Annotated in this window: 9 protein-coding genes and 1 riboswitch; all 9 genes read right to left on the bottom strand. The window is 43.6% G+C overall.

From position 1 onward, the window contains the following. Window position 1: 1 nt before the first annotated feature. Window positions 2-1735 (bottom strand): cache domain-containing sensor histidine kinase, encoded by a 1734-nt coding sequence (locus tag BM210_RS29380; RefSeq protein WP_091176055.1) that lies wholly within the window; start codon window positions 1733-1735, stop codon window positions 2-4. Between the two features lie 62 nt (window positions 1736-1797). After that, on the bottom strand, window positions 1798-2613 hold the full coding sequence (locus BM210_RS29375; protein WP_091176053.1) for a carbohydrate ABC transporter permease: 816 nt from the start codon (window positions 2611-2613) through the stop codon (window positions 1798-1800). After that, complete coding sequence (locus BM210_RS29370) at window positions 2610-3533, bottom strand: carbohydrate ABC transporter permease (RefSeq protein ID WP_091176108.1); 924 nt, start codon at window positions 3531-3533, stop codon at window positions 2610-2612. Before BM210_RS29370 ends, BM210_RS29375 begins: the two co-directional genes overlap by 4 nt. Window positions 3534-3615: 82 nt before the next feature. Continuing rightward, on the bottom strand, window positions 3616-4938 hold the full coding sequence (locus tag BM210_RS29365) for an ABC transporter substrate-binding protein (RefSeq protein ID WP_091176052.1): 1323 nt from the start codon (window positions 4936-4938) through the stop codon (window positions 3616-3618). A 426-nt stretch (window positions 4939-5364) separates the two neighbouring features. Continuing rightward, a complete protein-coding gene (locus BM210_RS29360) occupies window positions 5365-6093 on the bottom strand; it encodes an ECF transporter S component (protein WP_091176050.1) in 729 nt (242 codons plus the stop codon). Next, a complete protein-coding gene (locus tag BM210_RS29355; protein WP_091176048.1) occupies window positions 6075-7754 on the bottom strand; it encodes an ABC transporter ATP-binding protein in 1680 nt (559 codons plus the stop codon). The genes BM210_RS29360 and BM210_RS29355 overlap by 19 nt, the downstream gene beginning before the upstream one ends. Further along, entirely contained in the window at window positions 7727-8617 is an 891-nt protein-coding gene (locus BM210_RS29350) for an energy-coupling factor transporter transmembrane component T (protein ID WP_091176046.1), read from the bottom strand. The genes BM210_RS29355 and BM210_RS29350 overlap by 28 nt, the downstream gene beginning before the upstream one ends. Next, entirely contained in the window at window positions 8617-9588 is a 972-nt protein-coding gene (locus tag BM210_RS29345) for a DUF4430 domain-containing protein (RefSeq protein WP_091176045.1), read from the bottom strand. The genes BM210_RS29350 and BM210_RS29345 overlap by 1 nt, the downstream gene beginning before the upstream one ends. 101 nt (window positions 9589-9689) lie before the next feature. Further along, window positions 9690-14861 carry an S-layer homology domain-containing protein gene (locus BM210_RS29340; protein WP_256224133.1) on the bottom strand — a complete coding sequence of 1724 codons (5172 nt, stop codon included), beginning with the start codon at window positions 14859-14861 and terminating at the stop codon, window positions 9690-9692. 306 nt (window positions 14862-15167) lie between these two features. After that, window positions 15168-15368, bottom strand: a riboswitch (cobalamin riboswitch). Window positions 15369-15524: the final 156 nt, after the last annotated feature.

The raw sequence follows: 15524 nt of genomic DNA, 5'->3' as shown, positions 1-15524 counted from the left end.
TTCACTTTCTGTTCACATCCTTCAATGGGAATTGAATTATAACGAGTGTACCCTGGCCTTTCGCAGCAGCTATGATGATCTTCGATCCTTCGTGAGCAACACGCAATCGCTCTCGAACGTTCGTTATTCCCACGCCTTCCTGCTCTGTCTCTGGATCGTAACCGACTCCATTGTCAGCTATTCGAATTTCCAACCATTCTCCGCTGACGTCCTGTAAGGTCACATTTGCCGCCTCTATCGTTAGCTGACAAACCTGTTCACTTGGTTCCACACCGTGTAAGATAGCGTTTTCAACGAATGGCTGCAGCAGCAATTTAGGAACTGGGATGTGGACTGTATCCGGGCCGTAATCAATTCTAACCTCCAACTTATCGGCAAATCGAATTTGCTGCAGCTCGCAATACTTGGTGACAAAATCCATTTCTTCTTTTAAAAGCACCCAATCATTATGATTCAACGTATAGCGCATCATCCCGCTTAATGACAAGATAGCTCTTTCCAGCAGAACACTTTGACCCGTACGATTCAATCCGATGAATCCATTTAAGGTGTTATATAAAAAATGCGGCTGTATTTGTGATTGCAGTGCCCGATATTCAGCATTCCGCTGCCCGAGCGCAGCACGAAATTCACGATCTATCAGCTCGCCAAGCTGAGATATCATAGTATTTAAGCTTTTACCCAACTGAGCGACCTCATCGTTGCCACGCACGGAATAAAAAGTATCCAGATTGCCGCGCTGAACCTTTTTCATCACTTTAATCATTTGCTTAAACGGCGTAAGCATCCAATGTGAAATAGTAAAATACAACAGCAGTGCAATGATCAGTCCGCAGGCCGCAAACAAAAAGCCTATCCAATAAATGGTTTGAAGCTGCTTTCTGATGACCGATTCGGGAAAAAGCACCGCTATCTTCCAGTTAGAACGGCTCACCGTTTCGATCACAACCGAATAGCTCTCGTTCGCGTCTGTTACGAAAGATGTATTGGTCGTCAATTGGCTCTGCAGATTGGCAGTTAAGGGTTGACTGGCGTAGATCAGTTTCCTTTTATCGTCGAGAATTACTGCAATGGATCCATTTTTAAGCCGTATCCCCCGCATCATTGTTTCCAATGCCGCTGTATCCGCATCAGCCATAATTACACCGAGCGGATGCTGCGAATCAGGATCCTTGATCAAACGGGCAACGGAGAATACCTCGGCACCCGCTCCTTCCAAATAATTTTGCACGTGAATACTGATGAATGCGACCTTACCATCTGCCTTTAGCGCCTGAATGTACCAATCTTGCTTCTCAAAGGGATACCCCTCAACGACCTTGTTCACATAACCGTTCGGAGACGTAATATAGATGGAGTTATCCATAGGAAGAAGGATTGTGCCCAGTATGTCTTTACGTGTATTTTTTAAAAACTTGGGCAAAGTGTTCGACAATGCTTGTTCTGCTTCATATTGCTCAAAAGGTGTTAAAAATTTCCGATTGGACGATTTCAACTTTAACGACATCATCACGTCATCATTCAGGTACGGCGTTATCGTCATACGATCTAAATCATCCAAATAGGTTTCAATACTATAAGTAAACGTGGTCAATGTATCTTCTATTTGAGTGGATTCTTGGCTGGTTAAAAGATTCTGGTAATAAGAGGGAATGGCGATGACTATGACGACGGCAGGAAAAACAATCGTTGTTAAAAATAGCAGGATCAGCTTAAACCGGATCGATTGCCGCATCTTGTCATAACCCTCCTCCCTAACACCACCTCATCCTTATTTTACCATTTAAATGAATTATTTCATCCTTTTATTGCTCCCGCGGAAAGTCCTGTTATAAAATAACGCTGAAGAAATAAATACACCAATACCATAGGCAGAGCGCCCATAAATGAGCCAGCAGCTACCCATCCGATTTTATTATTATCCTGCCCGAAGAAGCTTGAAAGAGCTACCGTAATGGTTCTTAATTCAGGCTTTTGCAGGAAAAACAAGGAAAACTGAAAATCATTCCACACCGATACGCCATGTAAAATAATCACTGTCGCCGTAATCGGCTTCAACAGCGGCAATAAGATCCGATAAAATAATTCAAACTGTCCAGCCCCATCAATCATACCCGCTTCATCCAATTCCCGCGGAATCGTGCTTATGAAGCCTGTGTATAAGAAAATCGTCATGGGTAAATGAAACGTTATATGGAGTAGGATGATCCCCCAATATTGGTTCATCCCGCCTAAATCAACCATAAATTTATAAAGCGGGACCAAGCTTGTGAGGGGAGGTACGATTAAGGCAGATATAAACAGCATATAGATGAACTTATTCCATTTGGTTTGCCGACGGGCCAAGGGATAGGCTGCAATCGAGCCTAGAATGACAATAAATGTGATAGAGACAACCGTAACGATAAGGTTATTTTGAAAAGCTGTTGCTAATTTTGCATTAAACCAGGCACTGATGAAATTGTCCAGATACAAATAGCCGGGAAATATCCATTTGGAACTAAAGTCATCCATCGCTTTGAACGAAGTCGTAATCAAGATATAGAAAGGCAAGATATGAAGCAAGCAGATTAGCATCGAAAAAAAGTTGAGCCACAACCTCTTGCTGCTCATGTGTTGACCTCCCTTCTTCTTAAGAAAATGAGTGAGGTCAGACTGACAATAGAGATCATGATAAACATGAGTATGCCGATAGCTGCCGCATAACCAGCATCCTCGCGGCCAAAGTAAAGCAAGTACATCAATGTGGACATGGAAGCGGAAGCATACCCGGGGCCGCTGTTGGTCAATGCCGCAATAACATCAAACAACTTTAATCCGCCAATTAAATTCAGAACCATACTGACAGTAAAGGCTGGTGCGAGCAAAGGCCAGGTCACATGCAAAAATCTCGACAATGCTCCAGCGCCGTCAATGGTCGCCGCTTCATAATAATCTTTGGGAATCGTCTGCAAGCCTGCCAAAAACAGCACCATTGCAATGCCAAGGTATTGATACGTATTCACAAAAGTAATAATCCATACGTTAATTTGCGGATCACCCAATAAATTTGCTGGCTTGTCTTGAAATAACAGTAAGATATCATTAATAGCGCCGCCTTGATACTGAAAGAAAAAGTACCAGATATAACCCATGATGAGCGAGCTTATAATGACCGGTAAGTAAATAACCGTTCTTACAAGCCCTCTTGATTGGATATTCATATTCAAATATAGGGCGTAAAGCAAGCCCATGATATTCTGAAATACGGAGCTTCCTACGCCATAAATCACTGTATTCTTAATAATTCTGGCAATATCGGGATCATTCCACATGCGACTATAATTTTGCAAACCAATCCACTTATATTCCTGATTGTAGCCATTCCAATTCGTGAATGAAATTTGAATGCCTTTAAAAAAAGGATAAACAATGAACATGGCAAACAAAATCAATGCCGGCAAATAAAGCAGATTAAGCATAGCGCCGCTGCGGACGAGTCGCTTGATAAACCTGCTTCGAGTTGACCGCGCTTGTGTGTCCGTTACGGACATCCTGCTAATCTCTGCCACAGTTCCACCCTCCTGTTGTTAGAGTAAGGGAACCGGAAGGATTGATGCCATTCCGGTTCAGTTATTATTTATTGCGCAGACGCTCGAATTCTTGCTTCATTTTTTCTGAGAATTGTGCTGGCGTTACACTTTCGGCGAGTAATGCGGTTCCGGTTTTACACATAACGTCCCACATGCCGTTTGGCAGGTAAACGCGGTCAAAATAAGGGAATACACGGGTATTGACATATTTATCGTAATACTCGGAAAACTCGTGTTGGGATTTAACGCCTTTCAGGCCCGCAGGCAGTTTGTTTACATTAGCAATCTTTGCCATATTGTCTGCCTTTGCATAGAAGGCGATTAGTTTCTTGGATTCGTTTAAGTGTTTACCATCCTTCCATGCTCCCATTGTATAACGTTCGCCGCCTGTAAAGGTTGGCTCATCACCAGACACCATAGAAGTTAACGGCATTAGACCAATTTTCACATTGGGATTAATCTTATGCACGTCGTCAGCGAAAGAAGGAGCACCTGTTAAGAAGGCAATTTTTCCTTGTGCAAAACGCTGAGGCACATCGCTTCTTTTGGCAGTGAGCACATCTACGTTGATATATCCTTTCGTTTTCATGTCAAGCAGCTTCTGCGCCAATGGCGTCCATTTGTTCCAATCAAACTTGCCATCGAGCAGCGCTTGCATATCGTTGACTTTGGGGCTGATAAGGAGTGCTGTGGCATATAGATCAAGGAATCCGCCAATCATACCATTGTCGATACCCGACATGAATAAGGGCGTTACTTCACCATTACTTTGCGTTTTAATTTTTTCAGATGCAGCCAGTAACTCTTCAAATGTTTTCGGAAGCTCAATGTTATATTTTTGAAGGAGGTCGACATTGTATGAGATCCCGTCCTTAGCTTCACTCATGACAAGAGCGTGGACTTTACCATCCTTATCGGTCACAACCGGCTTTATGGTATCGGTCTGCTGCGAAGCCCAGGGCTGGTCCTTCAGGTCAGCCAAATATTTGCCGTAGCGAATAATCGCCCAACCGTGCGTATCAAATACGTCCGGTAAATCATTTGCAGCCATTTTAACCTTAAGAATATTCTCATATTCAGTGCCCGGAAATTGGAATTCGACTTGTGTGTTGGGATTCTCTTTCATAAAGTCATTAGCGATCTCCTTCATGACATCTTGACTTGCTGTTGCGGTAATCGTGCTGTACACAGATAGCTTGATCTTCTCTCCGCCTCCGCTACTTGCCGTATTTCCAGCGGCATCCGGTTTCGCGGTTTTGCTGTCCGCAACCGTTTCTGTCGCACCGCTCGGACGTTGGGAGCAACCAAGTAACGCCACAGAAATTACCAAAAAGACGGCCACCATACTCAAAAAGGTTTTTCTCATTCTTCTTCTTCAATCCTCCCTTAATAAATTTTATTGTTTCTTGGTGTACAACCTAAATGTTACCACGAATGATAGCGTTTCCAAATGCATCAAATCTACGATGTAAGCGCTATATTCATTGGTTTAGGTCCCTGAAATGTCGAACTAAAGCGAGATGGTATAACCAACAATGAGTGGAGTCGAAAGAAAATCAGGGTATTAGGGCTTTTTTGGGGTAGCTGCGGTTACTCCGAAGATATGCTCAGCGCCTTAAGTTGTTGACAAATAAAAATAGCTGCCCCTGGGATCTTTGCGGGATCCTTCGGGACAGCCTTTGTTTAACCCATACTTACATCACGAACGTTAGATTGAATCACGCTGATTTGAGCTAACGTCTTTTTGCGAAAAGGTTTATTCTATTAATAATTCACATAGTAAAATATCGTGTTATGAATCCATAAGCCCATATTTAATTTTGATTCTCTCCAATTTCTCAATCATGGGACCCGAGACGATGAAAAGAAAGAACACGGTTGCAATCGAATGAACCATATCAAACCAGAAACCTGAAATATAGGTAGCAAGCAATCCTTCCCATGAGAAGTACGGGGTAACCATAAGAAGTGAGCCCAGATTAATGATGCCCCCGTAAATGATTAAAGTGGATATTCCACCAAAAACACATAACGAAAGCTTGGTTTTCTTAAGCAGACCTCTCTTAAACAAAATACCTGCCACAAAGCCAATAATTCCAAAACAGAACATTTGCCAAGGCGTCCACGGTCCTTGACCAAAGAAGAAATTAGACACGAATCCAGCCGTCGCTCCAACGAGAAAACCCGCTTCAGCACCAAAACATACCCCTGCAATAATAACAATCGCAACAACTGGTTTGAATTGCGGCAGCATGAAGAAAGCCCCTCGTCCTGCAACTGCAATAGCGGCTAATACGGCAATGACGATTAACTCCCTTGCTTGCGGCTTCCGTTTTTCAAAGACCATAGCAAATGGGATTATTGTATATAAAATGATCAGTAAGCTGATAAAATAATATTTGCGATCATCGAGTACGAAAATCCCCATGATCATCGTGGCCGGAATGACAATAAGTATAAGCAGGGCTGCTAGCAGCGTTCGCCGGCTCAAACGCTTGTTGGTTACATGCTTTTCTGGCATAGATCAATCACACCTTCTATCGTTACTGCCTCACTCCAAATGTGACGCGCCATACGATTCGCTGCTGTTGTATAGAAGCTGTTTCCTGAGAAAAATGTATGAGCTTCATTTGAAGTAATAATAGTTCCATCAAAAAACATTGCACACTCCTCTCCGTACTTAGCACAGAACTCAATATCATGCGAAACCATTACGATGGTAACCCCCTCAGCTTGAAGCTTTCTTAGGAAGTAACCAAGCTTTTCTTTAAAAAAACCATCCAGCCCTTTCGTTGGTTCGTCAAGCAGTAATATTTTGGGTTCAAGCAGGAGCACCTTGGCAAGCGCCGCCCTCTGCTGCTCACCTCCACTGAGGTCATAGGGATGCATAGTGAGTAAGGGTTCAAGCTCAGCGAATTGAACAACTGCCTCTACTTTACGCTTCTTCTCTTCTTTTGTTAACTGATTATCTGAGAGCATCTCGTACAAATCCAATTCCAAGGTTTTCTTGACGAATAACGTTGCTGGATTTTGAGGAAGAACTCCTAAGCGATTGACAAATAGATTCTTTGCATTCATTTTGTTAAGGTTATTGCCATGAATCAGCACTTTTCCCCGATAAGGCTTCAGGATACCGTTAATGAGTGACAAGGTTGTAGTTTTGCCTGTTCCGTTACCTCCCACAATGCAGTAAAATTGTCCCTCTCTAACTTCAAAGGATAGATCTTTGATCGTATCCGGCCCGTTATGGTCATGCCTAAACCAGACATCTTTAAACTGAATGGCTAAAGGACCCGGACTTACAAAGTCTCTTCTCTGAGTTTCTGCCATCCGTGCAACCGTTTTGTCTTCCAAATAGGCATTTAACCATTGCCGTCCTTCCTTAACAGTAACCGGGCAGGTCAGATGATTATGGACACCGGCACCCGCATAGATCTGCATCGGCGATGGCATAGAAGCAAACATCGGATGGTTCAGGGAGAGTAGTATTTCTCCTACCTTGGGTGGTGTATCATCTGCAATAACTCCCCCTTGATCCAGCACAATGAGCCGGTCAGAGATAGGCAAGACCTCTTCCAGCCGATGCTCAGTCATAATAACGGTTGTACCCAGTTCGCGATTAATCTTGCTCACTGTTGCTAGAAAATCGGTTGCAGCAATAGGATCCAACTGGGAGGTGGGCTCATCCAGAATTAACACTGAGGGATGCATGGCCATTATGGAAGCCAGATTCAATAGCTGCTTCTGTCCTCCGGAAAGCTCTGTCACACTCTTATGAAACCAAGTCTGAATACCGAAGAAGCTAGCCATCTCTGCTACTCGCAATCGAATGGTCGGTTGATCATAACCTAAGCTCTCAAGCCCGAAAGCCAGCTCATGCCATACCTTGTCCGTTACAATTTGATTATCTGGACTTTGGAGCACGAATCCAATCTCTGCTGCTTGGGTACGCGAGTCCACTTCTTCTAAAGATTTTCCGTTAAAATAAACAGCTCCGTCGCGCTTGCCATGCGGAGTGAGAACCGTCTTAAGCTGTCTAAGCAGAGTACTCTTGCCGCACCCTGATTTACCGCAGATGGTAACGAACTCACCACTACGAATTGTAAGATTAATAGCAGACAAAGCAGCGTGCTCTTTCATTGGAAACGCAAAGCTTAGATCCTTGATGTGATAAATCTCCATTTGATTTCCTCCACTATCTGAATGACCAAGGGCATCATGCACAAAAAGCCGTAAACGATATACACAGCCACGCTAAGTGGCGATTTCTCTGCAACATGAATCGAGGGAAAAAAGCGAATCGTGTTATACCCCTGCCATGCACCTACTCCCACAAATACAATGAACACCAGCATGATCAGGGAAACAACTTTATCCCGATTATCAAATCTGAAGGTAGAAAAGCTCGTACGTCCTGGCAATCCATACCCTCTCGACTTCATGGAGTCTGCTGTTTCGATCGCATTTTCCAATGCCCAGGTCGTCATGATCGAGAGGATTCGAATTCCGTTTCTAGACCTGTCTAAGATATTGCCTTGAGAAATATCCCTTCCAATACATTTCTGAGCATTGGAGATAACTTTGAGCTGGGCCAAATATCTCGGTACAAACCGAAGCACCATGGAGAGTATCAGCGACAGTGCAGGAAATATTTTTCCGAAAATATAAATAAACTTATCTGAGGTCATCACCGCATTATAGCAGGAAAACCACAAAATAACGGTTACGTACATACACGCGGCTGCTATTCCAAATAAAATTGATTCGAGGGTGATCGGATTTCCATTCTGTAAATAGAACAGAATCGTAACACCTGCATGATTAAAAATAGGGTTCATGACCGCCATAAGCACAAGTAGCGGAGTCATGTAAAGCAGATTGAATTTGGCAGCCTTCTTTCCTTTCAGCATTACGGAATACAGGGCGGAACTGATAAGCGCTATGGCTTGAAAAATCGGATGCATGAACACCATGCTGCATAGGAATACGGCAACGAAATAGACAAAATTAACAAGGGGGTGATAGGTAGAGAAGGAATCCCGCATTACCCTGCTCCTCCTGCCGCTTTGCCTCCGCCAACATCGCGCCCTAGATCACAAGTGTAGACCCAATCGATGACATCGCCTTCTTTCAGTATATAGCGACTGCTCCCATAATTAGGAAACCATCCATTCACCTTGTACATCCATCCGCTTAGCTCACCGCAGTCAAACTCATAGAGATTGTGGATACCCTCAATATAATTGCTATTATAAATGGGCGTCATAGTAAACTCCATATGAATTTTATTTTTCTGCATCTCTCTTAGCAGGACATTAAATACAGATTCCCCCTCGTAAAAGGTGACGGTTTGCGCCTTATAGATTACACCATCGGCTGGCAATACTTCAAGCTTATCCTTATTGAAAATGCTCATATTGTCCAAAATAGTTTTACTGGTGACGGATAATGTCGCTGTTAATGTTTTTTTCTTATTGATAGTTACATCCTGCCACTCGACAGGCTTTGGTTTCCCCTCTGGTACGGGGTCAGTTAAGTATTTATCCTTTTTCGGCTCTGAATCTTTCGAAGCTACAACTGGTTGTGTAGATGTATCCGGTTTAGATGGTTCAGCTGCTGGCTGATCATTTGTTTGCGGATTAATGGTTTTATCTGAAGCTCGGGATTCGGTATTTTCAGGTTTCTTATCAGTTTCAATCGAAGACGTGTCAGTCTTAGATAGGTTTTCTATAGGAGGCGTTACTGCTTCTTGTACTGGCTGTGTTCCCTGAGGAGCATCTGTTTGGTTGATAGTGTCCTTCTGATAAGGATCTTCTGTCGAAAGGGATATTGCCCCCTGTTTTTCTTCTTGCTGCCTATCTGGAATTGGTGTTGAAGTTACCATATGGATAGCTTGTGATTCTACGCTGCTTACTGCCGATTTGTTCGAACTCTTCGGGCTATTCCCGCCCCAAAAGAAAGCGAAGGTTAAGAGGCCGACAATTCCCAAAAAGACCAGCCATTTTTTCATCGACATTTCAATATTCACACCCTTATTGAATAAGCAAGGGCAAGCTTTTGCCCCTGCTTATCACTTCATATTTACCATTCTATTTGTTCTTCTATCCACTTAACCATCTATTTGACATCTGACATATCATACAAACGGGTTTGTCCTTTTAGAAATCTATTATAAGCAACTAGCGCATACATCGCCTGGTCTGTGGCCATTAGATCAACTTCACCTGGTTTGGCGCCACCATTGTCTACTCCGTCCGGTTTTATATGGTAGAAGCCTCCATTTTTAGCGGCAAAGCTAAGCAAAGCGTCAATAGCCGAGCTGCCATTCTTGATGAATCTTGAGTCCGTATCCGGATTAATCCCTAGGCCAGTCAGAGCGACAATAACCTGAGCAATGCTTTCGGAGTTCGTAGATTCCCAACTGGCATAACCTCCGTCTGTAGTCTGAGCTTTAGATAACCAGGCAAGTGCGCGATCTACTGCAACCTGTACGTTCTTGTTCGTTTTGTAATAAGGAGTGAGTCCTTGGATGGCCATTGCCGTAATATCCGGGTCCGAAACAGCCGCTTTCTCGCCTAATGCCCATCCTCCTCCTGTGATTTCTCTTTTCAAGATGAAGTCGATTAACAAATCTCTTGTTGTCTGTGTCTTAACGTTATTAACTGTTGGAATTTCAAACGATCTACTATCCAATGCGATAAGCGCAAAGATAGGACCATTAATACCTTGTTTAATTAACGTATCGTAATCGGCGAGCCATTCTCTTAAGTTATAGCCTGCAACTTGGTCAATGTTTCTACCGATTGAAGTTAGGCCCAATATAACCCTGTCATACTCCGTATACTTTACAGCGTGCAGCTTGCCCGATTTTTCTTTTAATATTTTTTCTACATTCGCATAATATTTGGCGTAATAAGCATCCGGAACTGGAATGCCGGAACGTGCTAGACCTAATATGGTCCAATCTCCACCAATCGAAGCTACCACCGGATCGGTTACGGTTTGCTGCATGAATGCTGCCGTCTGGTTAATTTGCTTCTCAATGGCAGCCTTCTTTACTAGATCCGGCTGATTCGTTTGCTGATGATCATCCTTTTTATACTGATAGGCTCTCATGGCAACAACGGCTGCCATTTCTCTGGTCACCGCATCATTTGGCTGGAATCTATTATCCCAACCTGACATGAGCTCATGTGCAACAATCGTCTGCACAGCTTCTTTGGCCCAAGACGAAACATCCTCTATATCTTCAATAGATGGAGTCTGCGCAATTGCTTTAATGCCAAGAGCATTGACAATGATGACCGCCATTTGCTCACGTGTGAGTTTGTCATCCGGATAAAATTGATCGTTGTATCCTGAAATGAACCCTTCTTTATAAGCTGCGTTCACGTAAGGATAGAACCAATCCTCCTGAGAAATATCATTGAAATTTATGGCCTTATCTGTATTCACATCTAACCCAAGTATGCCTACGAGGATTTTGGTAAACTCAGCTCTGGTGATTGTAGTCTTGGGATGGAAGGCACCGTAGCTCCCGCTCACAAAACTTTTTTGAGATGCTTCTCTGATCGCGTCAATCGCCCAAGCTGAAATTAAATTGGCATCGGTATACAATTTATTCAAATCAAGTTGCTGTACCTCGCCAGACTCCTTGTGATCTTGCTCAACATTTATAGGAACATTATCCTCAGGATTGATGATAGATGATTGGCCTGATGATGATGGTCTTGTTGGTAGATCCGCAGGTAGATCCGTAGGTTTTTCCGTAGGTTTATCCCAAGGACTGTTGTCTTGTCCCAAATCTAATCCCAGGTTTGTCGTATAACGCCATTGGACACTATCACCATTCTTAAGGACGTATAAACTTGCTCCATAGTTCGGATAGGTTCCATTCACATTATACATCCATCCGCTTCCGCTGCCATGATCGAACTCACCATCGCCTGCTATCGACTGAACGTAAACACTGCCATATTCACTGCTCCATGTATAATCGAAAGCGATGCTATTGGCATTAAGCTCTCTTTGCAGCACACTCCACGCTGTATCTCCAGTCTGTAGTTCCACACTCTTAGGACTTATCACATATCCTTTGTTAATTGTCGTTTTATCAATGGATAAGGTTGCTTTCTGAGTAGGTTGAGGAGCCACTCCTCCTCCGCCCGGCGTCTGGTCTGTACTTGATCCAAAAGCGACAAAATCGGTAAAATGCTTGGTTTTGACGATGAGATCATTTTCACTGTCATAGGCATATTCATTTTTTCCGCTAGCGCCTCCTACGGAGTCGCTACTAAACTTTTGAATGGCAATTGCCGTTCCATTTTGAATATACGCAGCATCCTTCCCCTTCATGCCGGAGAAGGTCAAGGTGATGAATTGGTCAAATACCACACCAGCACTACCACCCATGGTGATCGCTTTTTCAATAGAATTGAGTTTGCTTCCCGCAGGAACGATTCCGCTCACTTTTTCTTGAAGAGAAGTAACCGTCCCGTCCATGTTCGTAATCCATTCAAGAGACGATGTGTCTCCACTTACAACTCTTGCTCCCTTAGGTATGGTGACAGATACATCGTCTTTTTTAGCAACGATTTCTGGTAGACTTTCGTTTGCTGGCAATTGCAAAAAGACCTTCGAACTCATATCCCTAGGGATTGTTACCGATATTGCCTTACCAGAATCGGCTGTGCTGACTGCAATGAGATAGTCTTGTTTATCATTAGGGATAACTACTTTCGGCTTTTCACCATCAGGTAAAGAAATCACTTGCTGAGGTGACTCTTTCGAATAATTGACAGTAAAAGTTTGCTGAGCCAAATTGCCGGCAGCATCTGATGCGGTTACTGTTATTGTATTATTTCCAGTAGTCAGACTAACAGTGTATTCACCGTTAATCCCTGCTACATTGACTCCGTTAAGCTTAACGTTCGGGACAATACCTTGACTGACATTGTCTGTCACAGTTACTTTGAAGCTCAATTGTTGGCTGGTTACCTTCTGCTGATCGGTTAACCCTTGTATGGTTAATACCGGTTTCACCGTATCCGGCGCACCTGGCACATCTGGCGCATCTGGCACATTTGGTGCATCCGTCATATCATAGAGACGGTTTTTACCGTTTACCATACGATCGTATGCCACAAGGGCATAAGCGCCTTGATCGGTTGCCATGCCATCGACTTTGCCTGTCGAGATATGCTTAAAGCCACCGTCAGGCAAGGCAAACTTAAGTAAGGCGCCTAATGCTGAATTGCCATTCTTAATAAATCTAGAGTCTGTCGCCGCGTCGATACCCAAGCTGGATAACGCGGTAACAACCTGCGCAAGACTCTCACTGCTTGTACTCCCGAAGCTAGTATAGCTTCCCGAAGTGTTCTGGGTTTTCGAAAGCCAATTGACCGCGCGATCTACCGCAGCTTTTACAGTGTCTTGCGTCTGATAATAAGGAGCAAGCGCCTGCATCGCCATTGAGGTAATATCGACATCAGCGGTTGTGTTTCCCAATCCCCATCCGCCTGAATCCACAGTACCTTTTTTGACTTCATTGTTGACTATGTAATTAATCAAATTGTCTCTCGTGGCTTGCGTCTTTCCTGTTGTTACCGTAGGGAAATCGTAACGCTTCGTATCCATCGCAATAAGAGCATAGATGGGACCATTCATGCCCTGCTTGAGCACGTAATCATAGTCGGCGAGTGCCTTGGTTATATCATAGCCCGCAACATTTCGAGCATCCTTGCCGATGGAGGAGAGACCCAGTATCAATCTCGAATGTTCTGTGCTTTTGGTTGTATGCAGAACACCATTATTCTCTGACATTAACGTCTTCACACTGTTCACGACGTTGTTGTAGTAAATATCGTAATAGCCGCTTGGCACTGTATACGTAGCACGAGCCAAGGATAGAACGGACCAATCCCCGCTACCCGTGCCGAATTTCGGATTGTCCACTGTCTTGACAATATAGGCTAGATTTTTATCCAGCTGCGCTTTGGCTGTGGGCGTATAATTGACGGAAAAAGTTTGCTGAGCCAAATTGCCGGCAGCATCTGATGCCATTACTGTTATTAAATTATCTCCCATAGTCAGACTAACGTTGTATTCACCGTTAATCCCTGTTACATTGACTCCGTTAAGCTTAACGTTCGGGACAATGCCTTGACTGACATTGTCTGTCACGGTTACTTTGAAGCTCAATTGTTGGCTAGTTACCTTCTGCTGATCGGTTAACCCTTGTATGGTTAATACCGGTTTCACGGTATCCGGAGTTTCCGTCATATCGTAGAGACGGTTCTTCCCGTTTACCATACGATCGTATGCCACAAGGGCATAAGTGCCTTGATCGGTTGCCATGCCATCGACTTTGCCTGTCGAGATATGCTTAAAGCCACCGTCAGGCAAAGCAAACGTCAATAAAGCACCTAATGCTGAATTGCCGTTCTTAATAAATCTAGAGTCTGTCGCCGCGTCGATACCCAAGCTGGATAACGCGGTAACAACCTGCGCAAGACTCTCACTGCTTGTACTCCCGAAGCTAGTATAGCTTCCCGAAGTGTTTTGGGTTTTTGAAAGCCAATTGACCGCGCGATCTACCGCAGATTTTACAGTGTCTTGCGTCTGATAATAAGGAGCAAGCGCCTGCATCGCCATTGAGGTGATATCGACATCAGCGGTTGTGCTTCCCAACCCCCATCCGCCTGCATCCACAGTACCTTTTTTGACTTCATTGTTGACTATATAATTAATCAAATTGTCTCTGGTGGCTTGCGTCTTTCCTGTTGTTACCGTAGGGAAATCGTAACGCTTCGTATCCATCGCAATAAGAGCGAAAATGGGACCATTCATGCCCTGCTTGAGCACGTAATCATAGTCGGCGAGTGCCTTGGTTATATCATAGCCCGCAACATTTCGCGCATCCTTGCCGATTGAGGAGAGACCCAGTATCAATCTCGAATGTTCTGTGCTTTTGCTCGGATCCAGAACACCGTTATTCTTTGTCATTAATGTCGTCACACTGTTTACGACGTTGTTGTAGTAAATATCATAATAGCCGCTTGGCACCGTATACGTAGCACGCGCCACGGTTAAAACAGACCAATCCCCGCTACCCGTACCGTATTTGGGATTGTCCACTGTCTTGACAATATAGGCTAGGTTTTTATCCAGCTGTGTTTTGGCTGTGGTGGCATCTGATTGCTGAGCATATGTAATGAATGTGCTCGGTGCAAACATTGAAAAAATAAGACTAAGTACGAGCAGTACAGCTAATATATTTTTATTTCTCATAAACCTATCCCCTAGCATTCATTTTAATTTGCAAGCTAAATACTACGGACATAAAGACCTCTATCCGTATCTCTTGACATATCTTTTCATGGTGAAATTCCAGTCTTCTTTGTTCCCCAGCCTTTTTTGTGTCAACATCTTGATACTAACGCTCTAAACTGTTTGACTTACCACCCTACAATATGCTCAATAACGTAAAAAGCCCCCTTTGCTCAAAAAGGGGCTTGTACATACGAATGATACACAGCTTAAAACAGTACGAGCTGAAGATACTTTTGTTCCTAATTCCCACCCCCAAGGAATTAGAAACATACAATAAATAAAGGCAGGTCTCCTGGCTTATGCGTCATCGCTTCTCTTCGCCTTCCCAATCTTAAACACAAGACAGTGGCCATATGGAAGAGTTGCTCTACAATTACAGTGGTGGGACCGCGTCGGTTTCTACCGAACTTCCCTATTAAGCAAGCATCTAATTCGTATGCTTACACCTTTACTTAGTATAATATAAAATTATCAAAGCTTATCTTATATCCTATAGCAGATTTTGTCCACATATAAATATCAAAGCGAGATTTGATTCATGTATTCTAATTTTTATTAAGTTGCCAGCCCCCATTATGGACATTCAGTGTAAGGATAAAGCTTATGCTGAGCGTACTTTGA

It is taken from the genome of Paenibacillus sp. 1_12, assembly GCF_900114475.1.
Classification (GTDB): domain Bacteria; phylum Bacillota; class Bacilli; order Paenibacillales; family NBRC-103111; genus Paenibacillus_S.
The sequence above is the reverse complement of the archived record's forward strand: the minus strand, read 5'-3'. Positions and strand labels throughout refer to the sequence as shown.

Excerpts from the sequence above, each read along its gene's own strand:
- BM210_RS29370 (WP_091176108.1), bottom strand. The coding sequence starts at position 3,533 with ATGTCCGTAACGGACACACAAGCGCGGTCAACTCGAAGCAGGTTTATC.
- BM210_RS29355 (WP_091176048.1), bottom strand. The coding sequence starts at position 7,754 with ATGGAGATTTATCACATCAAGGATCTAAGCTTTGCGTTTCCAATGAAA.
- BM210_RS29360 (WP_091176050.1), bottom strand. The coding sequence starts at position 6,093 with ATGCCAGAAAAGCATGTAACCAACAAGCGTTTGAGCCGGCGAACGCTG.
- BM210_RS29380 (WP_091176055.1), bottom strand. The coding sequence starts at position 1,735 with ATGCGGCAATCGATCCGGTTTAAGCTGATCCTGCTATTTTTAACAACG.
- BM210_RS29345 (WP_091176045.1), bottom strand. The coding sequence starts at position 9,588 with ATGTCGATGAAAAAATGGCTGGTCTTTTTGGGAATTGTCGGCCTCTTA.
- BM210_RS29340 (WP_256224133.1), bottom strand. The coding sequence starts at position 14,861 with ATGAGAAATAAAAATATATTAGCTGTACTGCTCGTACTTAGTCTTATT.
- BM210_RS29375 (WP_091176053.1), bottom strand. The coding sequence starts at position 2,613 with ATGAGCAGCAAGAGGTTGTGGCTCAACTTTTTTTCGATGCTAATCTGC.
- BM210_RS29365 (WP_091176052.1), bottom strand. The coding sequence starts at position 4,938 with ATGAGAAAAACCTTTTTGAGTATGGTGGCCGTCTTTTTGGTAATTTCT.
- BM210_RS29350 (WP_091176046.1), bottom strand. The coding sequence starts at position 8,617 with ATGCGGGATTCCTTCTCTACCTATCACCCCCTTGTTAATTTTGTCTAT.